18 protein-coding genes are annotated in these 17,700 nt (G+C 69.7%); 5 read left to right on the top strand and 13 right to left on the bottom strand.

The genetic code is table 11. The annotated features are described in order from the left end of the window. Positions 1-232: 232 nt before the first annotated feature. A complete protein-coding gene (locus tag ACQR3U_RS03440; RefSeq protein ID WP_006551809.1) occupies positions 233-1,087 on the bottom strand; it encodes an aminodeoxychorismate lyase in 855 nt (284 codons plus the stop codon). Between the two features lie 56 nt (positions 1,088-1,143). Here ACQR3U_RS03440 and ACQR3U_RS03435 point away from each other — a divergent pair, with 56 nt between their 5' ends. The 4 genes from ACQR3U_RS03435 (at position 1,144) to ACQR3U_RS03420 (ending at position 4,338) form a co-directional block, all read left to right on the top strand. Further along, entirely contained in the window at positions 1,144-2,274 is a 1,131-nt protein-coding gene (locus ACQR3U_RS03435) for a YgfZ/GcvT domain-containing protein (protein WP_230809706.1), read from the top strand. Then, a complete protein-coding gene (locus ACQR3U_RS03430; protein ID WP_024103012.1) occupies positions 2,271-2,975 on the top strand; it encodes an MOSC domain-containing protein in 705 nt (234 codons plus the stop codon). Before ACQR3U_RS03435 ends, ACQR3U_RS03430 begins: the two co-directional genes overlap by 4 nt. After that, positions 2,972-3,952, top strand: coding sequence for an asparaginase (locus ACQR3U_RS03425; protein ID WP_230809705.1), 981 nt, complete (start codon positions 2,972-2,974; stop codon positions 3,950-3,952). Before ACQR3U_RS03430 ends, ACQR3U_RS03425 begins: the two co-directional genes overlap by 4 nt. Before the next feature lie 194 nt (positions 3,953-4,146). Beyond that, entirely contained in the window at positions 4,147-4,338 is a 192-nt protein-coding gene (locus tag ACQR3U_RS03420; protein ID WP_006551813.1) for a DUF3073 domain-containing protein, read from the top strand. Positions 4,339-4,563: 225 nt separating this feature from the next. On the opposite strand, the gene purM is transcribed toward ACQR3U_RS03420, so the two are convergent. The 12 genes from purM to ACQR3U_RS03360 form a co-directional block, all read right to left on the bottom strand. Beyond that, positions 4,564-5,637: a phosphoribosylformylglycinamidine cyclo-ligase gene (gene purM / locus ACQR3U_RS03415; protein WP_006551814.1), complete on the bottom strand. Its 1,074-nt coding sequence runs from the start codon at positions 5,635-5,637 to the stop codon at positions 4,564-4,566. 137 nt (positions 5,638-5,774) lie between these two features. Further along, positions 5,775-7,358, bottom strand: coding sequence for an amidophosphoribosyltransferase (purF, locus tag ACQR3U_RS03410; protein ID WP_006551815.1), 1,584 nt, complete (start codon positions 7,356-7,358; stop codon positions 5,775-5,777). A 98-nt stretch (positions 7,359-7,456) separates the two neighbouring features. Then, positions 7,457-7,843 carry a sterol carrier family protein gene (locus ACQR3U_RS03405; protein WP_024103011.1) on the bottom strand — a complete coding sequence of 129 codons (387 nt, stop codon included), beginning with the start codon at positions 7,841-7,843 and terminating at the stop codon, positions 7,457-7,459. An 11-nt stretch (positions 7,844-7,854) separates the two neighbouring features. Next, positions 7,855-8,541 carry a CPBP family intramembrane glutamic endopeptidase gene (locus tag ACQR3U_RS03400; protein WP_230809704.1) on the bottom strand — a complete coding sequence of 229 codons (687 nt, stop codon included), beginning with the start codon at positions 8,539-8,541 and terminating at the stop codon, positions 7,855-7,857. Beyond that, positions 8,538-10,313: an alpha/beta hydrolase gene (locus ACQR3U_RS03395; RefSeq protein WP_006551818.1), complete on the bottom strand. Its 1,776-nt coding sequence runs from the start codon at positions 10,311-10,313 to the stop codon at positions 8,538-8,540. Before ACQR3U_RS03395 ends, ACQR3U_RS03400 begins: the two co-directional genes overlap by 4 nt. Before the next feature lie 2 nt (positions 10,314-10,315). Then, positions 10,316-12,595: a phosphoribosylformylglycinamidine synthase subunit PurL gene (gene purL / locus ACQR3U_RS03390; protein WP_230809703.1), complete on the bottom strand. Its 2,280-nt coding sequence runs from the start codon at positions 12,593-12,595 to the stop codon at positions 10,316-10,318. Positions 12,596-12,662: 67 nt separating this feature from the next. Continuing rightward, positions 12,663-13,337 (bottom strand): Uma2 family endonuclease, encoded by a 675-nt coding sequence (locus tag ACQR3U_RS03385; RefSeq protein WP_231781116.1) that lies wholly within the window; start codon positions 13,335-13,337, stop codon positions 12,663-12,665. After that, complete coding sequence (locus tag ACQR3U_RS03380; protein WP_230809702.1) at positions 13,334-14,629, bottom strand: M18 family aminopeptidase; 1,296 nt, start codon at positions 14,627-14,629, stop codon at positions 13,334-13,336. The genes ACQR3U_RS03385 and ACQR3U_RS03380 overlap by 4 nt, the downstream gene beginning before the upstream one ends. A gap of 72 nt (positions 14,630-14,701) precedes the next feature. Beyond that, positions 14,702-15,052, bottom strand: coding sequence for a VOC family protein (locus tag ACQR3U_RS03375; RefSeq protein ID WP_230809701.1), 351 nt, complete (start codon positions 15,050-15,052; stop codon positions 14,702-14,704). 348 nt (positions 15,053-15,400) lie between these two features. Then, a complete protein-coding gene (gene purQ / locus ACQR3U_RS03370) occupies positions 15,401-16,078 on the bottom strand; it encodes a phosphoribosylformylglycinamidine synthase subunit PurQ (RefSeq protein WP_006551823.1) in 678 nt (225 codons plus the stop codon). Beyond that, on the bottom strand, positions 16,075-16,320 hold the full coding sequence (gene purS, locus ACQR3U_RS03365; RefSeq protein WP_006551824.1) for a phosphoribosylformylglycinamidine synthase subunit PurS: 246 nt from the start codon (positions 16,318-16,320) through the stop codon (positions 16,075-16,077). The genes purQ and purS overlap by 4 nt, the downstream gene beginning before the upstream one ends. Positions 16,321-16,446: 126 nt before the next feature. Next, positions 16,447-16,911: an LLM class flavin-dependent oxidoreductase gene (locus ACQR3U_RS03360; RefSeq protein WP_269572318.1), complete on the bottom strand. Its 465-nt coding sequence runs from the start codon at positions 16,909-16,911 to the stop codon at positions 16,447-16,449. Positions 16,912-17,029: 118 nt separating this feature from the next. On the opposite strand from ACQR3U_RS03360, the gene ACQR3U_RS03355 reads away from it, so the two are divergent. Continuing rightward, a complete protein-coding gene (locus ACQR3U_RS03355; protein ID WP_064852801.1) occupies positions 17,030-17,674 on the top strand; it encodes an MBL fold metallo-hydrolase in 645 nt (214 codons plus the stop codon). The last annotated feature ends 26 nt before the right edge of the window (positions 17,675-17,700 follow it).

Genomic DNA, 17,700 nt, shown 5'->3' with positions numbered 1-17,700 from the left:
GAGTGAGGCCCGGTCGATACGGAGATCCAGAGCGGGGCCGACGCTGCGGTTCTCGTTCGCGAAGACACGCCGGTAGTACTGCTCCGGCCTTGCTACTACCGAATGTAGTAGCGATTGCGCGAAGTGGGACAGGTTCGTGTCGCCCGACACATCGGACTCACGTCACATCGGATACGGATCACCCGCGGGGGCACACCCGCCGCCACTCAGGAAGCTGCATCGACCGATTCGCTCACGAAGCGGCGTCGACCGCCTCGTCGACGAGGCCTTCGATCTCGCCCTCCTGGACCCGCGGGACCAGCGCGTGCCCGTTGAGGGTGTGCACCCGCACCGCGAGCGCCACGCTGGAGATCAGCCAGAGACCGTCGGCGACGACGAGATCCGCCGGGCGCAGCGGCTCGTACCGGACCGTGAAGTCCCGCTCCCCCGCCAGGTCGAACAGTGCCTGCTGCGTGGTGCCGGGGAGGATCCCCTGCTCCGGCGGCGGAGTGAGCAATGTCCGGCCACGCGCGACGAGCACCGTCGACCGCGGACCCTCGAGCACGTAGCCCTCGGCACTGACGAAGATCACGTCGTCGGCGCCGACCGACTCGGCGTGACGCAGTGCCGCCATGTTCGTCGCGTACGACAGCGTCTTGGCACCGAGGAGCTGCCACGGCGCCTTCTGCGCCAGATCGGTCGAAAAACCCCGTTCGAGGGTCACCACGGACACGCCGTCGCGCCGTGCGATGCCGACACGCTCGGCCACCGGCGTCACGAGCAGGAAGGCCGTCGGCGTGTCGGCGCCCTCACGACCACGCGTGTAGACCAGGCGCAGCACGCCCTCCTGCTCGGCGCCCCACTGTTCGAGTGCCACGTCGACGGCGAGCCGCCAGTCGTCGCGATCGGGTTCGGGCAACTGTGCGGCGGCCGCGGACGCCGCGAGCCGGGCGAGATGCAGTTCGAGCGCACGCGCCCGGCCGCCTCGCACGAGCAACGTCTCGAACACCCCGTCGCCACGAAGAACACCGAAATCGTCGGCGTGCAGAAGGGGTGCGTCCGCATCCCTCACCTCGCCGTCCAGCGTCACCAGCACCCGCTCAGCCATGGCGCTCAGCCTAGCCACTGGCAGACCTGTCGGCCGGTTCCCCATAGACTGGTGTCGTGACCGAGTCTCCGATCGTGTCCGAAAGCGCCCTTCTCGCACTTCCCGGCGCAGTCGCCTCGCCTTCCGGCGGGCCCGATGCCGGACTTCCCTGGCATTACGGCGACCCGCTCGGCGAGCAACGTGCCGCCGCCACGTCCGCCGCCGTGGTCGACCGTTCCACCCGCTTCGTCCTCGCTGTTCCGGGCGACGAACGCCTGAGCTGGCTGCACACCATTTCCAGCCAGCACATCGCGTCGCTCCCGAACGGCACCTCCGCCGAGAACCTGAGCCTCGACGCGAACGGCCGCGTCGAACACCACTTCGTGCAGACCGACCTCGACGGCGTGACGTGGATCGACACCGAAGCCGACCGCGGACCCGACCTGCTGGCCTTCCTGAAGAAGATGGTGTTCTGGGCGAAGGCAGAACCCCGCGACGGCAACGAACTCGCGGTCCTGAGCCTCCTCGGGCCGGACGCCGGCAGCCCCGCCGTGCTCGCCGTGCTCGGGATCGACGCGCTGCCGGCCGAACCCTATGCCGCCGTCGCCCTGCCCGCCGGTGGCTTCGTCCGCCGCATGCCGTGGCCCACCGAGCACTCCTTCGACCTCCTGGTGCCACGCGAGTCGCTCACCGCGATCTTCACCGCCCTGCGGGACGCCGGCGCGCGTCCGGCCGGCAGCTGGGCGTTCGAGGCCCTGCGCGTCGAAGCGGTCCGTCCCCGGATCGGTGTCGACACCGACGAGCGCACCATCCCCCACGAGGCCCGCTGGGTCGGCGGACCCGAGCAGTACGGCGCCGTCCACCTCGACAAGGGCTGCTACCGCGGTCAGGAGACCGTCGCGCGGGTCCACAACCTCGGCAAGCCCCCGCGACATCTCGTCCTTCTCCATCTCGACGGCTCGGCCGACGGACGACCCGAGACGGGCGACGACATCACCGCCGGAGGTCGCGCGGTCGGACGCATCGGCACGATCGTCGACCATCACGAACTCGGGCCGATCGCGCTCGCGCTCGTCAAGCGCACCATCACGCCCGACACGGCCCTCGTCGCAGGACCGTGCGCGGCGTCCATCGACCCCGACTCCATCCCTCCCGACGACGACATCCAGGCAGGAAGGGCGGCGGTCGACCGATTGCGCGGCCGGTGACCGCCGAGACGGCCGGCACGCGGCCGGCGACCTCGGGGACCGTCGCAGCGGTCTGCGTCGTGCACACGCTGCACGAGACCGGACTGCGGCGTAATCCCGTCACCGCGATCGACAAGCGTCCCGTCGACGGGCCGGTGCACGTCGGCGAGCTCGGCTTGACCGGCGACCGCCAGTGCGACACCGCCAACCACGGCGGCGTCCACAAGGCCGTCTACGCCTTCTCGCAGGACGAGTCGCGCCGCTGGGGCACCGAACTCGACCGGGAACTGCCCATCGGCTGGTTCGGCGAGAATCTGCACGTCGCCGGGTTCTCCCCCACCGACGCCGTCATCGGCGAGCGGTGGCGCGTCGGCGACGGCGGTCTGCTCCTCGAGGTGACCGGCCCCCGTACCCCTTGCCGCACCTTCGCGATCCGTTCGGAGGAGGGCGACTGGGCCACCCGGTTCGTCGCTCGCGGCGATTGCGGCGCGTACCTGAAGGTGATCTCCGAGGGACCGGTGGCCGCGGGCGACCGCATCGTCGTCGAACACGTCCCCTCCCACGCGGCCACGGTGCGCGATCTGTTCACCGGACAGGGCCACGAGCGGGTCGCCGCGATGCTCGAGCAGCAGGCCGACATCGCTCCCAGCGTCGCCGACAAGGCCCGCCGCCTCGCCGGACGACCACAGGAGGGGCGGGCACGGAAGGGAGAGAGTCGTTGAGCGTCGAACTGGTCGAGGTGGTGCGCTCGGGCTTCCGGGAGTGCATCCACCGCGGCTCGCTGATCGTTCTGGACCCGGACGGCGAGGTCCTCGTCTCGCTGGGCGAGGTGCACACGCCGATCTATCCGCGGTCGTCGAACAAGCCGATGCAGGCGGTCGCGCTGCTGCGCGCCGGCTTCGTCCCCCGCGACTCCGCCGAACTCGCGATCGCCACGGCGTCGCACGAAGGTGAGGCCGACCACGTGGAGGCCGTCGAGCGGATCCTGTCCGGTGCCGGTTTCACCGAGAAGGACCTGCGCTGCCCGACGGATCTGCCCGGCAACGAACTCACCCGCGCCGAGGTGCTCGCCGCCGGACGCACGCCGCGGTCGATCTACATGAACTGCTCGGGCAAGCACGCGGCGATGCTCGCGGCGTGCGCGGCGAACGGCTGGGACACCGACGGCTACACCGACGCCGGCCACCCGCTGCAGCAGCTGGTGACCGAGACGATCCTCGAACTGACCGGCGACATCGAGGACACCGATCTCGGAATCGACGGCTGTGGTCTGCCGATCGTGCCCGTCCCCCTGTTCAATCTCGCCCGCGCCTACTCGCGGCTCGCGACGGCGGAGGTCGGCACGCCCGAGCGCGCCGTCGCCGACGCGGTGCGCGAGCATCCGTTCCTGATCTCCGGCACCGGCAAGGACGATCTGAAGCTCATGCGCGCGGTGGGCGGTCTGCTGTGCAAGGCGGGCGCCGACGGGATCCACGCCGGCGCGCTGCCGGACGGCACATCTTTCGCCTTCAAGATCGACGACGGGCACGAGCGGGCACGCCTCCCGCTCACCGCGGCCCTGCTCCACCGCCTCGGAGCGGATGCCGCCGCGAACGCCGCGACCTTCGATTCCGAACGGCTGGCGGTGCTCTCATCGGCACCGGTCTTCGGTGGTGGCGTGCGAGTCGGCACCGTCCGGGCCGTCCCGGGGGTGTTCTGAAGGGCATCTCTATCACATTTCAACAGCATTCATGCAGGTCGGGTCGTTATGAGGCGTAACGGACACCGGCCCAGCCGGGTGTGTGGAGGCGCAACCGAAGTTTCCACGCTAAAGTGGGCGTCAGGAAAATACTCAACACACCGGGGCCGCCACTTTTCCCCAGGCCGCCCCGTCAAAGCGCGAGGGGGTTGGCCATGGGCCGCGGCCGGGCTAAGGCAAAGCAGACCAAGGTTGCACGGCAACTCAAGTACAGCTCGCCGTCCACCGACTTCGAGAGCCTCCAGCGAGAGCTGTCTGGCGGAGCAACCAACTCGCAGCGGGACGAAGTCTTCGCCGAGCAACGTTCCGGTTGGGACGACGACTACGACGACGACTGGCGTCGCTGACCTGATACCACTCTCCGACGGAGGGGGAGGCCGACTTTCGGCTCCCCCTCCGTCGGTGGTGTGGTCGGCGTTCGACGCGAGGCCGGACGGCGCTCGTCACCGTCCGCAGCCTTCGAGCCTGTGACTTCCGAGTTCACAACACGGCAGTAGCCGAAAGGCCGGTTCCCCCATTCTTCCTGGGGGAACTGGCCTTTCGTCGTGTTCGCGTCGGGCGACGCGCGCCCGTCAGAAGCGCGGGTGGTCTCCGAGCAGCACCGCGCGCTCGTCGGCGCCGTCCTGCGCCTTACGGACCGTGCCGAGCGTCCAGCAGTCGATGTGCCGGGCGGTGAGCACCGCCAGAGCCCGGTCGACGTCCTCGGGGGCCACGATGGCCACCATGCCGACGCCCATGTTGAAGGTCTTCTCCATCTCGACCCGCTCGACCCGTCCGCGCTGCGCGATGAGGCCGAAGACCGGAGCCGGGCTCCAGGTGGTGCGGTCGAGCTCTGCGACGAGCCCCTTGGGCATCACGCGCGCGAGGTTCGCGGCGAGACCACCACCGGTGACGTGGCAGAAGGTACGCACCTCGGTCTCGGCGGCGAGCGCAAGGCAGTCCTTGGCGTAGATACGGGTGGGCTCGAGCAGCTCCTCGCCGAGGGTGCGACCGAACTCGTCGACGTGCGCCGTCAGGCTCATCTTGCCGATGTCGAGCAGCACCTTGCGGGCGAGCGAGTAGCCGTTCGAGTGCAGACCCGAGGCGCCCATCGCGATGACGACGTCCCCGGGGCGCACGCGGTCGGGTCCGAGCAGCTTCTGGGCCTCGACGACACCCACGCCGGTCGCGGACAGGTCGTAGTCGTCGGCCGCCATGACGCCCGGGTGCTCGGCGGTCTCGCCACCGAGCAGCGCGCAACCGGCCTGGACGCAGCCCTCGGCGATGCCGGCGACGATCTCCGCGACCCGCTCGGGCACCACGCGGCCGACGGCGATGTAGTCCTGCAGGAAGAGCGGCTCGGCGCCGCAGACCACAAGGTCGTCGACGACCATGGCGACGAGGTCGAGACCGACCGTGTCGTGCTTGTCGAGTGCCTGCGCCACCGCGAGCTTGGTGCCGACACCGTCGGTGGACGCCGCGAGCAGCGGCTCCTTGTATCCGTCCTTGAGCGCGAACAGACCGGCGAACCCACCCAGGCCGCCCATGACCTCCGGGCGGGTGGCCCTCTTCGCGTGCGGGGCGAACAGTTCGACGGCTCGGTCACCGGCCTCGATGTCCACGCCCGCCGCGGCGTAGGAAGCTCCGGGGGTTGCGTCCTCGGTCATGAGTTGTCGGCTCCAGCCTCGAGTTGTGTCTTGTCGTGAAATATCTGGCTACATGCGGGCAGGCACACCTGCGTCCGGGCATGCGAAACGCACGCCGAACCGTGCCGACCGCGGCACTTACGGTACCCGACCAGCTTCTACGGCCGACTGAGAACGTCCGCGTTGTCGTTGTCCAACACGGTCGGGGTGGCCGAATCGGTGTCGACGACGCCGGCGAGGACGTCCTTGCCCGCCTGATGTTCGCTGGGGAGGGCGATCGGGTAGTGGCCGTCGAAACATGCAGCGCACAAACGGGATGCGGGCTGCTCGGTGGCGCCGATCATGCCGTCGATCGAGATGTAGCCGAGCGAGTCGGCACCGATCGACCTGCGCACCATCTCGACCATCTCGTCGTAGTCGTGCCCCTCCTCGACGGTGTCGCGGGTACCTGCACCGTTGGCGATCAGCTCGGCCGGCGACGCAAAGTCGATGCCGTAGAAGCAGGGCCACTTGACCGGCGGCGAGGCGATGCGCACGTGGATCTCGAGAGCACCGGCCTCGCGCAGCATGCGGATCAGGGCGCGCTGGGTGTTGCCACGCACGATCGAGTCGTCGACGACGACGAGGCGCTTACCGCGGATCACCTCGCGCAGCGGGTTGAGCTTGAGCCGGATACCGAGCTGGCGGATGGTCTGGCTGGGCTGGATGAAGGTGCGGCCGACGTAGGCGTTCTTCATCAGGCCCTGGCCGTACGGGATCCCCGAGCCCTGCGCGTAACCGACGGCGGCCGGGGTGCCCGACTCGGGTACCGGGATGACCAGATCGCCGTCGATCGGGTGTTCCTTCGCGAGCCGGCGGCCGATCTCCACGCGGGTCGCGTGGACGGAGCGACCGGCGATGGTCGAGTCGGGGCGCGCGAGGTAGACGTACTCGAAGACGCAGCCCTTGGGTTCGGGGTTCGCGAAGCGCGACGAGCGCACACCGTCCGCGTCGATCGCGAGCAGTTCGCCGGGCTCGATGTCGCGAACGAAGGAGGCACCGACGATGTCGAGGGCGGCGGTCTCGCTGGCGACGACCCAGCCGCGGTCGAGGCGTCCGAGGCACAGCGGGCGGATACCCCAGGGGTCGCGGGCCGCGTAGAGGGTGTGCTCGTCCATGAAGGTCAGGCAGAACGCGCCGCGCAGCTGCGGGAGCAGCTTCATCGCGGCCTCTTCGATCGTGCTGTCCTTCGCGCCGTGAGCGAGCAACGCACCGACGGTGTCGGAGTCGGAGTTCGCCGCACCGGGCCGTGTGGGATCGAGCACGCCGAGACGACGTCCGCGTTCGGCGAGTTCGGCGGTGTTGACGAGGTTGCCGTTGTGGCCGAGCGCGACGCCCGAGCCGGCGGCGGTGGTGCGGAAGATCGGCTGCGCGTTCTCCCAGGTCGTCGACCCGGTTGTGGAATAACGGCAGTGGCCGATGGCGATGTGGCCGGTCATCGCGGCGAGCGTCTGCTCGTCGAAGACCTGGCTGACGAGACCGAGATCCTTGAACACGAGCACCTGCGAACCGTCGGCCACGGCGATGCCCGCAGCTTCCTGCCCTCGGTGCTGCAGCGCATAGAGACCGTAGTAAGTGAGCTTCGACACGTCCTCGCCGGGAGCCCACACTCCGAACACTCCGCACTCTTCGCGGGGTTCGTTCTCGGGTTCGGTGGAGGCGAGAAGATTACGTGTGTGGACCGACAGATCGGCACTGGTCACGGACGTGCTCCCTGAGGCTGGACAAGCGGGGCTCCCCCCATTCTACGGGCAGCGCGGGGTGCTTCTTCCCGGACGCCCGGCGTGAACCCCGGCAAACGTCAGAGTCGGGCGATCGGGAGCAGCCGTCCGATCTCCGCTGCGCGCCCACCCGACGCCTCCACCGCACCCGAGTCCACGGCCCCGGCGAAATCGATGCTGCCGACCACCAGACGCAGCCACGTCCGCGGATCGGTCTCGACGACGTTCGGTGGTGTCCCCCGCGTGTGACGCGGGCCTTCGATGCACTGGACGGCCACGAAAGGCGGCACCCTAACCTCCACACTCGACCCAGGGGCTATCTGCTCGAGGCTGCGGGCACTGAGCCGCACAGCGGCGGCGAGATCGGAGCGCGGCGGTTTCTCGTCGCTCTCCCCCCTCATCCACGGGCCCACCCGTTCGAGAGCTGCGCGCAGTTCGGCGGGGTCGACGGGTCTCCGGGGTGCCATGGCAGCACACCCTAGCGACGCGCGTCGCGCTCGGAAGTACGCAGCCTCGTCGCGATGCCCACGGCGACGGCCCCGCCGGCGTTGATCGCCAGGTGCAGGAGCATCGGCGCGACGACGCTGCCGGTCCGTCGTCGCAGTTCGTCGAACACCACCCCGCTCAGGGCGGTGAGCGCGACGGTTCCGGGCACCGAGTCCCCGGCGTGCCGGGCGGGGGCGACGTGCCAGAGCCCGAAGGCTACCGAGGTCAGCACCCGGTGCCACTTCCGTGACTCGCGGCGGGTCAGGGCGTACAGAACCGATCGGAACAGCAGCTCCTCGGCCAGGACCGTCCCGAAGGGGATGTGCACGAAGACCCACTCGGTGTGGTCGGCGCGTCGCGCTCCGGCGGCCATCCGCCGTCGTACGGGTGGGACGGCGAGCATCACCGTGTAGGCCGCGACGGGCAGGACCACCGACGCGGTCCCCCACCGCAGGCCCTTCCCTGCCCCGCGCCAGCCGAGCTCGGTTACGGAGACCCCGGCCGCGCGGGTCGCCGCGGCGAGCGCGACACCGAATCCGGCGTTCGCTGCGGCCCGGCCGCGCGGACCGAGATCCATCGCCGGGAGGACGAGGTTGTTCCACGCGACCAGCGTGGCGGCACATCCCGCAGCGGTGCAGCTCATGGCGGTACCGGTCACTGCAGCGACTCGCGATGTCATTTCTCGGGCCCGTCGTCCTCCGCGAACGCCTCGAGGGCGATGCGCACCCGCTCGGTGTCGTTCTCGGTCCAGCCCTCGGGCTGGGTGATCTCGATCCATCCCTCGAGCACCGCCGACCCGTAGTTGTGGCCGTGTCCGTCGGGGACGCCGGCAGCGTTGGTGAGGTCTGCGGAGACCTGCCAGAAGGTGACGAAGGGGAACCACCGCATCTGCGGCAGCCGGTCGCGTCCGGGCGGCTCCGACAGCCAGTCGGGGCGGGAGAACAACAGGTCCGGCGACCACCAGACGACGGGATCCGAGGCGTGCTGGATGTAGAGCACGCGCGGCGACAGCCACGGTGTGTCGGGCTCGTGGATCGCCTCCCGGCTGTCTGCGAAGCGCACGACGAGACCGTCCGCGTACACCGGTTGCACCTCGGTCGTGCCGGGATCGCGGCGCTCGACGAGCTGCCGCCACAGACGGTTGGAGTTGGGCGGGCCCACCCACAACACCCCGTCCATCTGGGCGCGGATCTCGGCAAGGCTGTCGAAGGCACCCTCCCCCGACTGCGTGCCGAGGCTCTCGCCGTAGAGGAACAGATCGGGGCGGTCGTCCTCGGGCAGCTGCGACCAGCGTTCGTGTACCCGCTCGATCAGCATCTTGCCTGCGGCCGCAGCCTTCTCACGGTCGGCGAGGAAGGAGATCCAGCTCGGGAGGTAGGAGTACTGCCAGGCCACCATCGCCAGGTCGCCGTTGTGCACGAGCTCCATCGCGCGGGCCGCGGTGGGATTGACCCAGCCGGTGCCGGTGGTGGGGATCAGGACGAGCGTCGAGCGGTCGAAGGCACCGGTCCGCTCGAGTTCCGCGAGGACGAGGTCGATGCGTTCTTCCGGGGTGGGTGCGGTGTCGAGACCGACGTACACGCGGATCGGTTCCGGTGCGGGACTGCCGTTGACGGCGGTCAGTTCCTCGGCGTCGAGTCCTCGCGAGACGAAGTTGCGACCCTCGAATCCGAGCGTCTCCCAGGCCGCGAGGGACTCGGGACTGCCGGACTTTGCGGGGTCGACCGGTTGGATCGCCCCGGGACGAGTGGTGTCGTCCTCCAGGCCGAACGCCTGATTGACGATCGCGTAGGAGCCTCGGACGAGCACGCCGTCGATGAGCATGAAGGTCGCCAGCACGACGACGAGAACGCCGAGCGTGCGGGCGAGACCGAGCGGCATCCGGGTGCGGCGCATGAGCAGCATCGACACCCAGCGGACGATGTCGCGCAACCCGCGCCACAGAGCGATGAGGGCGGCAGCGACCGCGACGCTCAGCACGATGGTGCGCAGATATCCCGAGGTCGTGGTGCCCTCGACACCCATCAGGGCGGCGAGCTGGCGTTGCTCGCCGGCGGAGAGCACGAGCGCGACGAGCGACGCGAGAACGGCCGCGACCGGAACCGCGACCTTGATGGCACGCAGCACAGGCAGCGGCGGCGGCCACCATCGCCACGCGGGGAGCAGGAAGCGGGCCACGGGCCAGCCGACGACGCATCCGACGCCGTACCCGATCGTGGCGTTGATGCCGCCGATCAGGCCCTGGAAGAGCCAGTCGCGCGGAAGCAGCGACGGCGTCAGCGACCAGCAGAAGAACAGCGCGGCGAAGGCGACGCCCGTGAAGTCCAGGCCGAGCCACCCCCACACCCGCGCGGTGAGGGGGTGGCGCTCACCGAAGTCGGTGACCGCGGCGATGATCCGGCCCTGCCGGGCCTCGAACGCCGCCAGTCGATCGACCTGGGTGGCCGGCACGGTTACCCGAACAGGGCAGGCAGGGTCCCTTCCCAGACCTCGCGCAGCTCGGTCATGGGGATCGAGAACAGGCCCTGGATCTCGACGGAGTCGGATCCCTCGTCGACGACGCCGATGCGCACCCACGGCATGTTGCGTGCGGTGCACATGCCCGTGAAGCGCGATTCCTCGGTGCGCGGCACGGCCACGAGCACGCGGCCGGCAGATTCGGAGAACAACGTCACGAACGGATCGGCGCCCTCGGGGAGCAGCACGCGGCAGCCGGTCTCGCCCGCGAGTGCGGCCTCGACGACGGCCTGCGCGAGACCACCCTCGGACAGGTCGTGTGCGGCGGAGATCAGGCCGTCGCGCGAACCGGCGGTGAGGATCTCCGACAGCAGCCGCTCACGGTCGAGATCGACCTTCGGCGGGACACCACCGAGGTGGTCGTGTTCGACCTGCGCCCAGATGGAGCCGTCGAACTCGTCGCGGGTCTCGCCGAGCAGGATCAGCGTCTCGCCCGGCTCGAGGCCGATGCCGGTGGGGATGCGACGGTGCACATCGTCGATCACACCGAGCACCGCGACGACCGGGGTCGGCAGGATCGCGGTGGCGCCGGTCTGGTTGTAGAAGCTGACGTTGCCACCGGTGACGGGGATGCCGAGCTTCGCGCAGCCGTCCGCGAGGCCGCGCACGGCCTGCTGGAACTGCCACATCACGCCGGGGTCCTCGGGCGAACCGAAGTTCAGGCAGTTCGAGACGGCCTTCGGCGTCGAACCGGTGACGGCGACGTTGCGGTAGGCCTCGGCGAGGGCGAGCTGGGCGCCCGTGTACGGATCGAGCTGCGTGTAGCGGCCCGAAGCGTCGGTCGCGAGCGCGATGCCGCGGCCGGTCTCCTCGTCGATACGGACCACACCGGCGTCGGCGTTCTCGGCGAGCACCGTGTTGCCGCGCACGTAGCGGTCGTACTGCTCGGTGATCCACTTACGGCTGCACAGCGCCGGCGACGCGAGCATCTTCAGCAGCGTCTCGCGCAGCTCGTCGGCGGTCTCCGGACGCTTCAGGCCGGCGGTGGTGTTCGCGATCAGCTCGTCCTGCGAGGCCGGGCGCTCGACGGGGCGCTCGTAGACCGGGCCCTCGTGCGCGACCGTGCGCGGCGGCACGTCGACGACGGTCTCGCCGTGCCAGTCGATGACGAGGCGGTCGCCGTCGGTGACCTCACCGATGACGGTGGCCAGGACGTCCCACTTCTTGCAGACGTCCATGAAGGCGTCGACGTTGTCGGGCGTGACGACCGCGCACATGCGTTCCTGCGACTCCGAGGACAGCACCTCGGCCGGGGTCATGCCCTTCGCGCGCGTCGGGACACGCTCGAGGTCGATGTGCATGCCACCGTCGCCGGCGGCGGCGAGCTCGGAGGTCGCGCAGGACAGACCGGCACCGCCGAGGTCCTGGATACCGACGACGAGCTTCTCGCGGTAGAGGTCGAGGCAGCACTCGATGAGCACCTTCTCGGTGAAGGGGTCGCCCACCTGCACACTCGGGAGCTTCTTGGGGCGGCCGCCGGCGCTGTCGTCGAAGGTCTCGGAGGCGAGGACGGACACGCCGCCGATGCCGTCGAGGCCGGTGCGGGCACCGAACAGGATGACCTTGTTGCCCGTGCCGGAAGCGTGGGCGAGGTGCAGGTCCTCCACGCGCATCGCACCCGCGCACAGCGCGTTCACGAGCGGGTTGCCCTGGTAGGAGGCGTCGAAGACGGTCTCGCCACCGACGTTGGGCAGGCCCAGGGAGTTGCCGTAGCCGCCGACACCGCGCACGACACCGTCGACGACGCGACGGGTGTCGGGGTGATCGGCGGCGCCGAAGCGGAGCTGGTCCATCACGGCGATCGGGCGGGCGCCCATGGCCATGATGTCGCGGACGATGCCGCCCACGCCGGTCGCGGCGCCCTGGTACGGCTCGATGTAGGACGGGTGGTTGTGCGACTCGACCTTGAAGGTGACGGCCCAGCCGTCGCCGATGTCGACGACGCCGGCGTTCTCACCGATGCCCGCGAGCATCGACTCACGCATCTCGTCGGTGGTGGTCTCGCCGAAATAGCGCAGGTGCACCTTCGACGACTTGTACGAGCAGTGCTCGGACCACATCACCGAGTACATGGCGAGTTCGGCGTCGGTGGGGCGACGGCCCAGGATCTCCTTGATCCGGGTGTACTCGTCTTCCTTCAGACCCAGCTCCCGATAGGGCTGAGCGGCGTCGGGGGTTTCGGCGGCGTGGGAGACGGTATCCACGTGCGGTGACACTGGGCGTCGGGTCCCTTCACTCTGGGATCGAAAACGGCAGGCCGGGCGGGAACTGCCGCGGATCAGTCTATCGTTGTGCAGGCGCGACGGGGTTCACCGGTGCGGGCACGAACCCCGACGGTGTGACGGCCACCTCGGTGCCCAGCGCATCGAGGGTGACGGTGCCCGAGTGCTCCCCGTCGAATCGGTACCACCCGTCGACGAGCGTGAAGGTCGCGATCACCGGCGGTCCGCCGAGATCGACGATCCAGTACTGCGGGACGCCGGCCTCCGCGTATTCGGAGAACTTCGTGACGCGGTCGGTGCGGGCCGTGCCGTCGACGGTGACCTCCACGACCAGCTTCACCTCGGAGATCGGCGCCCGATCGGGATCGGCGTCGACGAGGGAGCGTCCCACGACGATCACGTCGGGGCACCGCACCGTCAGCGGCTTCTCCGCGACCAGCACCTCGACGCCTCCGAGTGCGCACCATTCGTCGGGCAGCTTCTCGTCGAGGAGCAACGCCAGGGTCACCGCGGCATGATCGTGCGCCGCCCCCGGTGCGGGCGCGGCGAGGAGCACGCCCTCGCACACCTCCACATGGTGCCCGTCGGATTCGGGCAGGGCCGCCCACTCGTCGAGGGACAGCAGATGATCGGGGTAGGACGGGACGTCCACTGCATTCCCCCGTTCTCTCCGACCGGACACGACCGTCTTCAGTGTGTCACCGGCGGGTGCTTCGGGGCGGGCGAACGCGGTCACGATGCCGGGGTCAGGAAAGCGGTCAGGGCCTGCGCATAGCTCGCCACGTCGTCCGCGCCCATGAACTCGCGCGCCGAGTGCATGGCGAGCTGCGGAGCGCCGACGTCGACGGTCGTGATGCCGGTCCTCGACGCGGTGATCGGGCCGATCGTCGAGCCGCACGGCAGGTCGGCGCGGTGCACGTACCGCTGCAGCGGGACCCCCGCCTGCTCGCAGGCCAGCGCGAAGGCTCCGGCACCGGTCGCGTCGCTCGCGTAGCGCAGGTTCTGGTTCACCTTCAGGACCGGTCCGCCGTTGACCGCGATGCGGTGGGCGGGTTCGTGCCGCTCGGGGTAGTTGGGGTGCGTGGCGTGCGCCATGTCGCCGGACGCGACGATCGAGCCGGCGCGGGCGCGGAGGAACTCCTCCCGGCCGCCACCCCGGAGCAGGACGATCCGTTCGAGGACGGTGTCGAGCAGTTCCGAGAAGGCGCCGCGGTCGGACATGCTGCCGACCTCCTCGTGGTCGAACAGGGCGAGGAGCGGCATCGGGCCACCGTGCGCTGCGACGTGTTCCGCGGCGGCGAGAAGGGCGTGCAGTCCGGCGTAGCAGGTGCCCTGGTTGTCGAGACGCGGTGCGCTGACCAGGTCGCGGCCCGGCCCGACGACCGCGCTCGGTGCGAGGTCGTGGGTCATCAGTTCCCAGCCGAGCACCGCGCCCGGGTCGATTCCGTGCTGCTCGGCGACCCACGCGATGAACGAGCGCGGTTCGGTGCCGACTCCCCAGACGCCATTGACGTGGCGCTGCGGATCGAGCTGGACGCCCTTGCGGTCCTCGGACAGGTGGATGGCGAGCTGCGGGACACGCAGGACCGGCGCGTCGACTCGGACGAGGACGTCCTCGGTCGTCTCCGCCGCGCGCACGGTGACGCGGCCGGAGATGCCGAGGTCGCGGTCGAGCCACGAGTTGAGCCACGCACCGCCGTACGGTTCGAGTCCCACCATCCGCCAACCCGCCGATGTGAGGTCGGGATGCTGCTTGACGCGCAGGTTGGGGCTGTCGGTGTGCCCGCCGACGATGCGGAAGGGTGCGGCCGGATCGTCGGCGACACCCTCGGTGCTCCATGCGATCAGCGACCCGCCGCGTATCAGGAAGAAGCGTCCCGGTTCGGAGGGCCAGGCCTGCTGCTCGTGCAGTTCGACGAAGCCCGCCTCGGTCAGCGCCGCGGCGACGGTGGCGCAGACGTGGAACGGCGACGGCGACAGGTCGACGAAATTACAGAGACCCCGAGCATCGGCACGCGTGGAAGACATGACTGCATCTTCGCATCACGGACAGCGGGAGCGCCGACCGAAAGCGCCGGCCCGCTCTCCTCGTACCGAGTGTCAGTGCCCCTCGGCGACGCAGAACAGGTTGCCCTCGGGGTCGGCGAGCGTCACCCAGCGGAAGTCGTCGCCCATGTCCTCGCGGTGGACCTCCTTCGCGCCGGCCTGCACGAAGCGCTCGACCTCGGCGTCGAGGTCGGGGACGGCGAGGTCGAGGTGCACGCGGTTCTTCCCGGGTGTCGGATCGGACACCTTCTGGAAGCCCAGCCTGATGCCCTGTGGCAGGGCGACGATGAAGAACCAGCCGTCGTTCTCCTGCTCGATGCGGCCGCCCGTACGCCCGGCCCACCATCTCGCGATCGGAGCCGGATCGGTCGTGTCGAAGGTGATCATCGCAATGGTCGCTGTCATGGCGCGACGGTACCGCCGGGGACCGACACGCAACGCCCGTCGACGGACAGGCCCGATTTGGGTAGTCCTACTCAGGACAGGACGATTCGGCTCCGGCAGACTGATCCGCGATGTCGCGCATGGGGGATGACGACGACATCGCGCCCGGGACTTGATCGGGGGGTCGAGCTCCGGGTTGTAGGGACGAGGGATTCCGCAGCCGATCGGGACGGTGGCGGGGTCCCTCGTTCCGTCTCTCCTGTTCCGGAACTTCGGTTCGAAGGATTCCTCGAGCCCGCCGGAACGAGCGACGCCCCCACGACCCGGGAGGGTCGATGGGGGCTTCGCCGGAAAATTCCGGTCAGGCGGTCACGCGTTGACGACCGCGTCCAGCACGCTGTAAAACATGCCGAGTCCGTCATCGCTGGGGCCGGTGAGCGCCTCGGTGGCGTGCTCGGGGTGCGGCATGAGACCGACGACCCGGCCGTTCGCCGACGAGATGCCGGCGATGCCGCGCTGCGAACCGTTCGGGTTGTCGCCCGCGAAGCGGAACACCACGCGACCTTCACCCTCGAGCTCGTCGAGCACCTTCTCCGATGCCTGGTAGCGGCCCTCACCCGACTTGAGCGGGATGAGGATCTCGGCGCCGGCCTCGTAGCGCGAGGTCCACGCGGTGGTGTTCGACTCGACCTTCAGCCACTCGTCGCGGCAGACGAAGTGCAGACCGGCGTTGCGGGTGAGCGCGCCGGGCAGCAGACCCGCCTCGCACAGCACCTGGAAGCCGTTGCAGATGCCGAGGACGGGCATGCCCTTCTGCGCGGCCTCGACGACCTTGCCCATCACCGGTGCGAACCGTGCGATGGCACCGCAGCGCAGGTAGTCGCCGTAGGAGAAGCCGCCGGGCACGATCACCGCGTCGACCCCCTTGAGATCGGCGTCCCCGTGCCACAGGCTCACGGCCTCACCACCGGCGAGCTTCACCGCGCGGGAGGCGTCGACGTCGTCGAGCGTGCCCGGGAAGGTGATGACTCCGATGCGTGCGCTCATGCGTCACCGTCGATCCGCCGGATGGCCCAGTCCTCGATCACCGTGTTGGCGAGCAACGACTCGGCGATCTTCTCGAGCTCCTCGTCGCCGACGCTGCCGTCGACTTCGAGCTCGAAACGCTTACCCTGACGGACGTCGGTCACGCCCGCGAAGCCCAGCCGCGACAGCGCCCCGGTGATGGCCTGACCCTGGGGGTCGAGAATCTCGGCTTTGGGCATGACTTCGACGACGACACGCGCCACGTGCTGCTCCTCGGTAGTAGTACTGGCGCCCGGGGACGGACACCGGACATCCAGCAGTTTACCGGCCGTGGCCACCGGGAAGGGCATCGGCCGAGGTCCTCCTCGTGCGAGACCCGTCACCCCCGTTCAACGCCGCTCGGCAGCAACGAGTTCGCGCACGCGGGGCGCGACCTCACCGGCGAAACGTTCGAGGTCGGACCGCGACCCGTCCGCGGTCTCCGCGACGGTGCCGGAGATGTTGTAGAGCCGGCGGATCGCGGCGGGATCACGCCCGGCACGGTGCGCGCCCTCGTCGACGCGAGCGCTCATCTCCCCCAGCTTCTCGGGCCCGGCGGCGAACGAACTCGGCAGCCATCCGCCGGCGAAGCGGCCGGTGACGTCGAGCATCCGCTTGCCGTAGGCGCCGAGCCAGATGCCGAGAGCGTGCGCGGGGAACGGGCCCCGCTTCGCGCCGGTCAGCCGGTAGTACGTGCCGTCGATCCCGGCCGCGCCCTTCTCGTCCGACCACAGAGCGCGGATCACTTGATCGCCTCGATCAGTGCGTCGACCGCTTCGCCGGGGCTGCGATGCGGTCCAGGCGCTCTCCGACACCACGGCGAGGTCGACGACGCCCGCCGGATCGGCAGCGGACGGCGTGAGGAAGATGCCGAAGCGGAGTTCCTGTCCGTGAGTCGGTCATCGGGCTCCTCCCGACGGCATACTCGACGACATGCAACTGACCCATTTCGGCCATTCCTGCATCCTCGTCGAACACCTCGGCGCGAAGCTCCTTTTCGACCCCGGAAATTTCTCCCACGGGTTCGAGGGCATCACCGGACTCGACGCGATCCTCGTGACCCACCAGCATCCCGACCACGCCGATACCACCCGGCTGCCCGCGCTCCTCGAGGCCAACCCCGGAGCGCAGTTGTTCTCCGACCCGCAGTCGGCGAACCTGCTCGACGGCGACTGGACCGCGGTGCGTCCGGGCGACGCCTTCTCGGTGGGTTCGCTGACCGTACGCGGCACCGGCGGACGGCACGCGGTGATCCACCCCGACATGCCCGTCATCGACAACACGGCCTTCCTCGTGGGCGACGACGAGAATCCGTCGCGGCTGCTGCACCCCGGCGACTCGCTGTACATCCCGCACGAGCGCGTCGACGTGCTGGCCCTGCCGTCGACCGCGCCGTGGCTCAAGATCTGGGAGGCGATCGACTACCTGCGCGCGGTGAATCCGCGGGTCGCCGTGCCGATCCACCAGGGCATCGTCAACGACAACGGTCGCGGCATCTTCTACGGCCGGTACAGCGAGATGGCGCCGGAGGGCACCGAATTCCGCGTGCTGCCGCACGAAGACGGCGTCGAGGTCTGACGCTGCGGAGCGCGAAACGGTCGTCG

This window comes from Rhodococcus sp. IEGM1339, assembly GCF_050321925.1.
Lineage (GTDB): Bacteria > Actinomycetota > Actinomycetes > Mycobacteriales > Mycobacteriaceae > Rhodococcus > Rhodococcus pyridinivorans.
The sequence above is the reverse complement of the archived record's forward strand: the minus strand, read 5'-3'. Positions and strand labels throughout refer to the sequence as shown.

What these genes read in the sequence shown, in the direction of transcription:
- ACQR3U_RS03440 (WP_006551809.1), bottom strand. Translation starts at nt 1,087, where the DNA reads ATGGCTGAGCGGGTGCTGGTGACGCTGGACGGCGAGGTGAGGGATGCG.
- ACQR3U_RS03420 (WP_006551813.1), top strand. Translation starts at nt 4,147, where the DNA reads ATGGGCCGCGGCCGGGCTAAGGCAAAGCAGACCAAGGTTGCACGGCAA.
- purM (WP_006551814.1), bottom strand. Translation starts at nt 5,637, where the DNA reads ATGACCGAGGACGCAACCCCCGGAGCTTCCTACGCCGCGGCGGGCGTG.
- ACQR3U_RS03405 (WP_024103011.1), bottom strand. Translation starts at nt 7,843, where the DNA reads ATGGCACCCCGGAGACCCGTCGACCCCGCCGAACTGCGCGCAGCTCTC.
- ACQR3U_RS03400 (WP_230809704.1), bottom strand. Translation starts at nt 8,541, where the DNA reads ATGACATCGCGAGTCGCTGCAGTGACCGGTACCGCCATGAGCTGCACC.
- ACQR3U_RS03380 (WP_230809702.1), bottom strand. Translation starts at nt 14,629, where the DNA reads ATGTCTTCCACGCGTGCCGATGCTCGGGGTCTCTGTAATTTCGTCGAC.
- ACQR3U_RS03375 (WP_230809701.1), bottom strand. Translation starts at nt 15,052, where the DNA reads ATGACAGCGACCATTGCGATGATCACCTTCGACACGACCGATCCGGCT.
- purQ (WP_006551823.1), bottom strand. Translation starts at nt 16,078, where the DNA reads ATGAGCGCACGCATCGGAGTCATCACCTTCCCGGGCACGCTCGACGAC.
- ACQR3U_RS03355 (WP_064852801.1), top strand. Translation starts at nt 17,030, where the DNA reads ATGCAACTGACCCATTTCGGCCATTCCTGCATCCTCGTCGAACACCTC.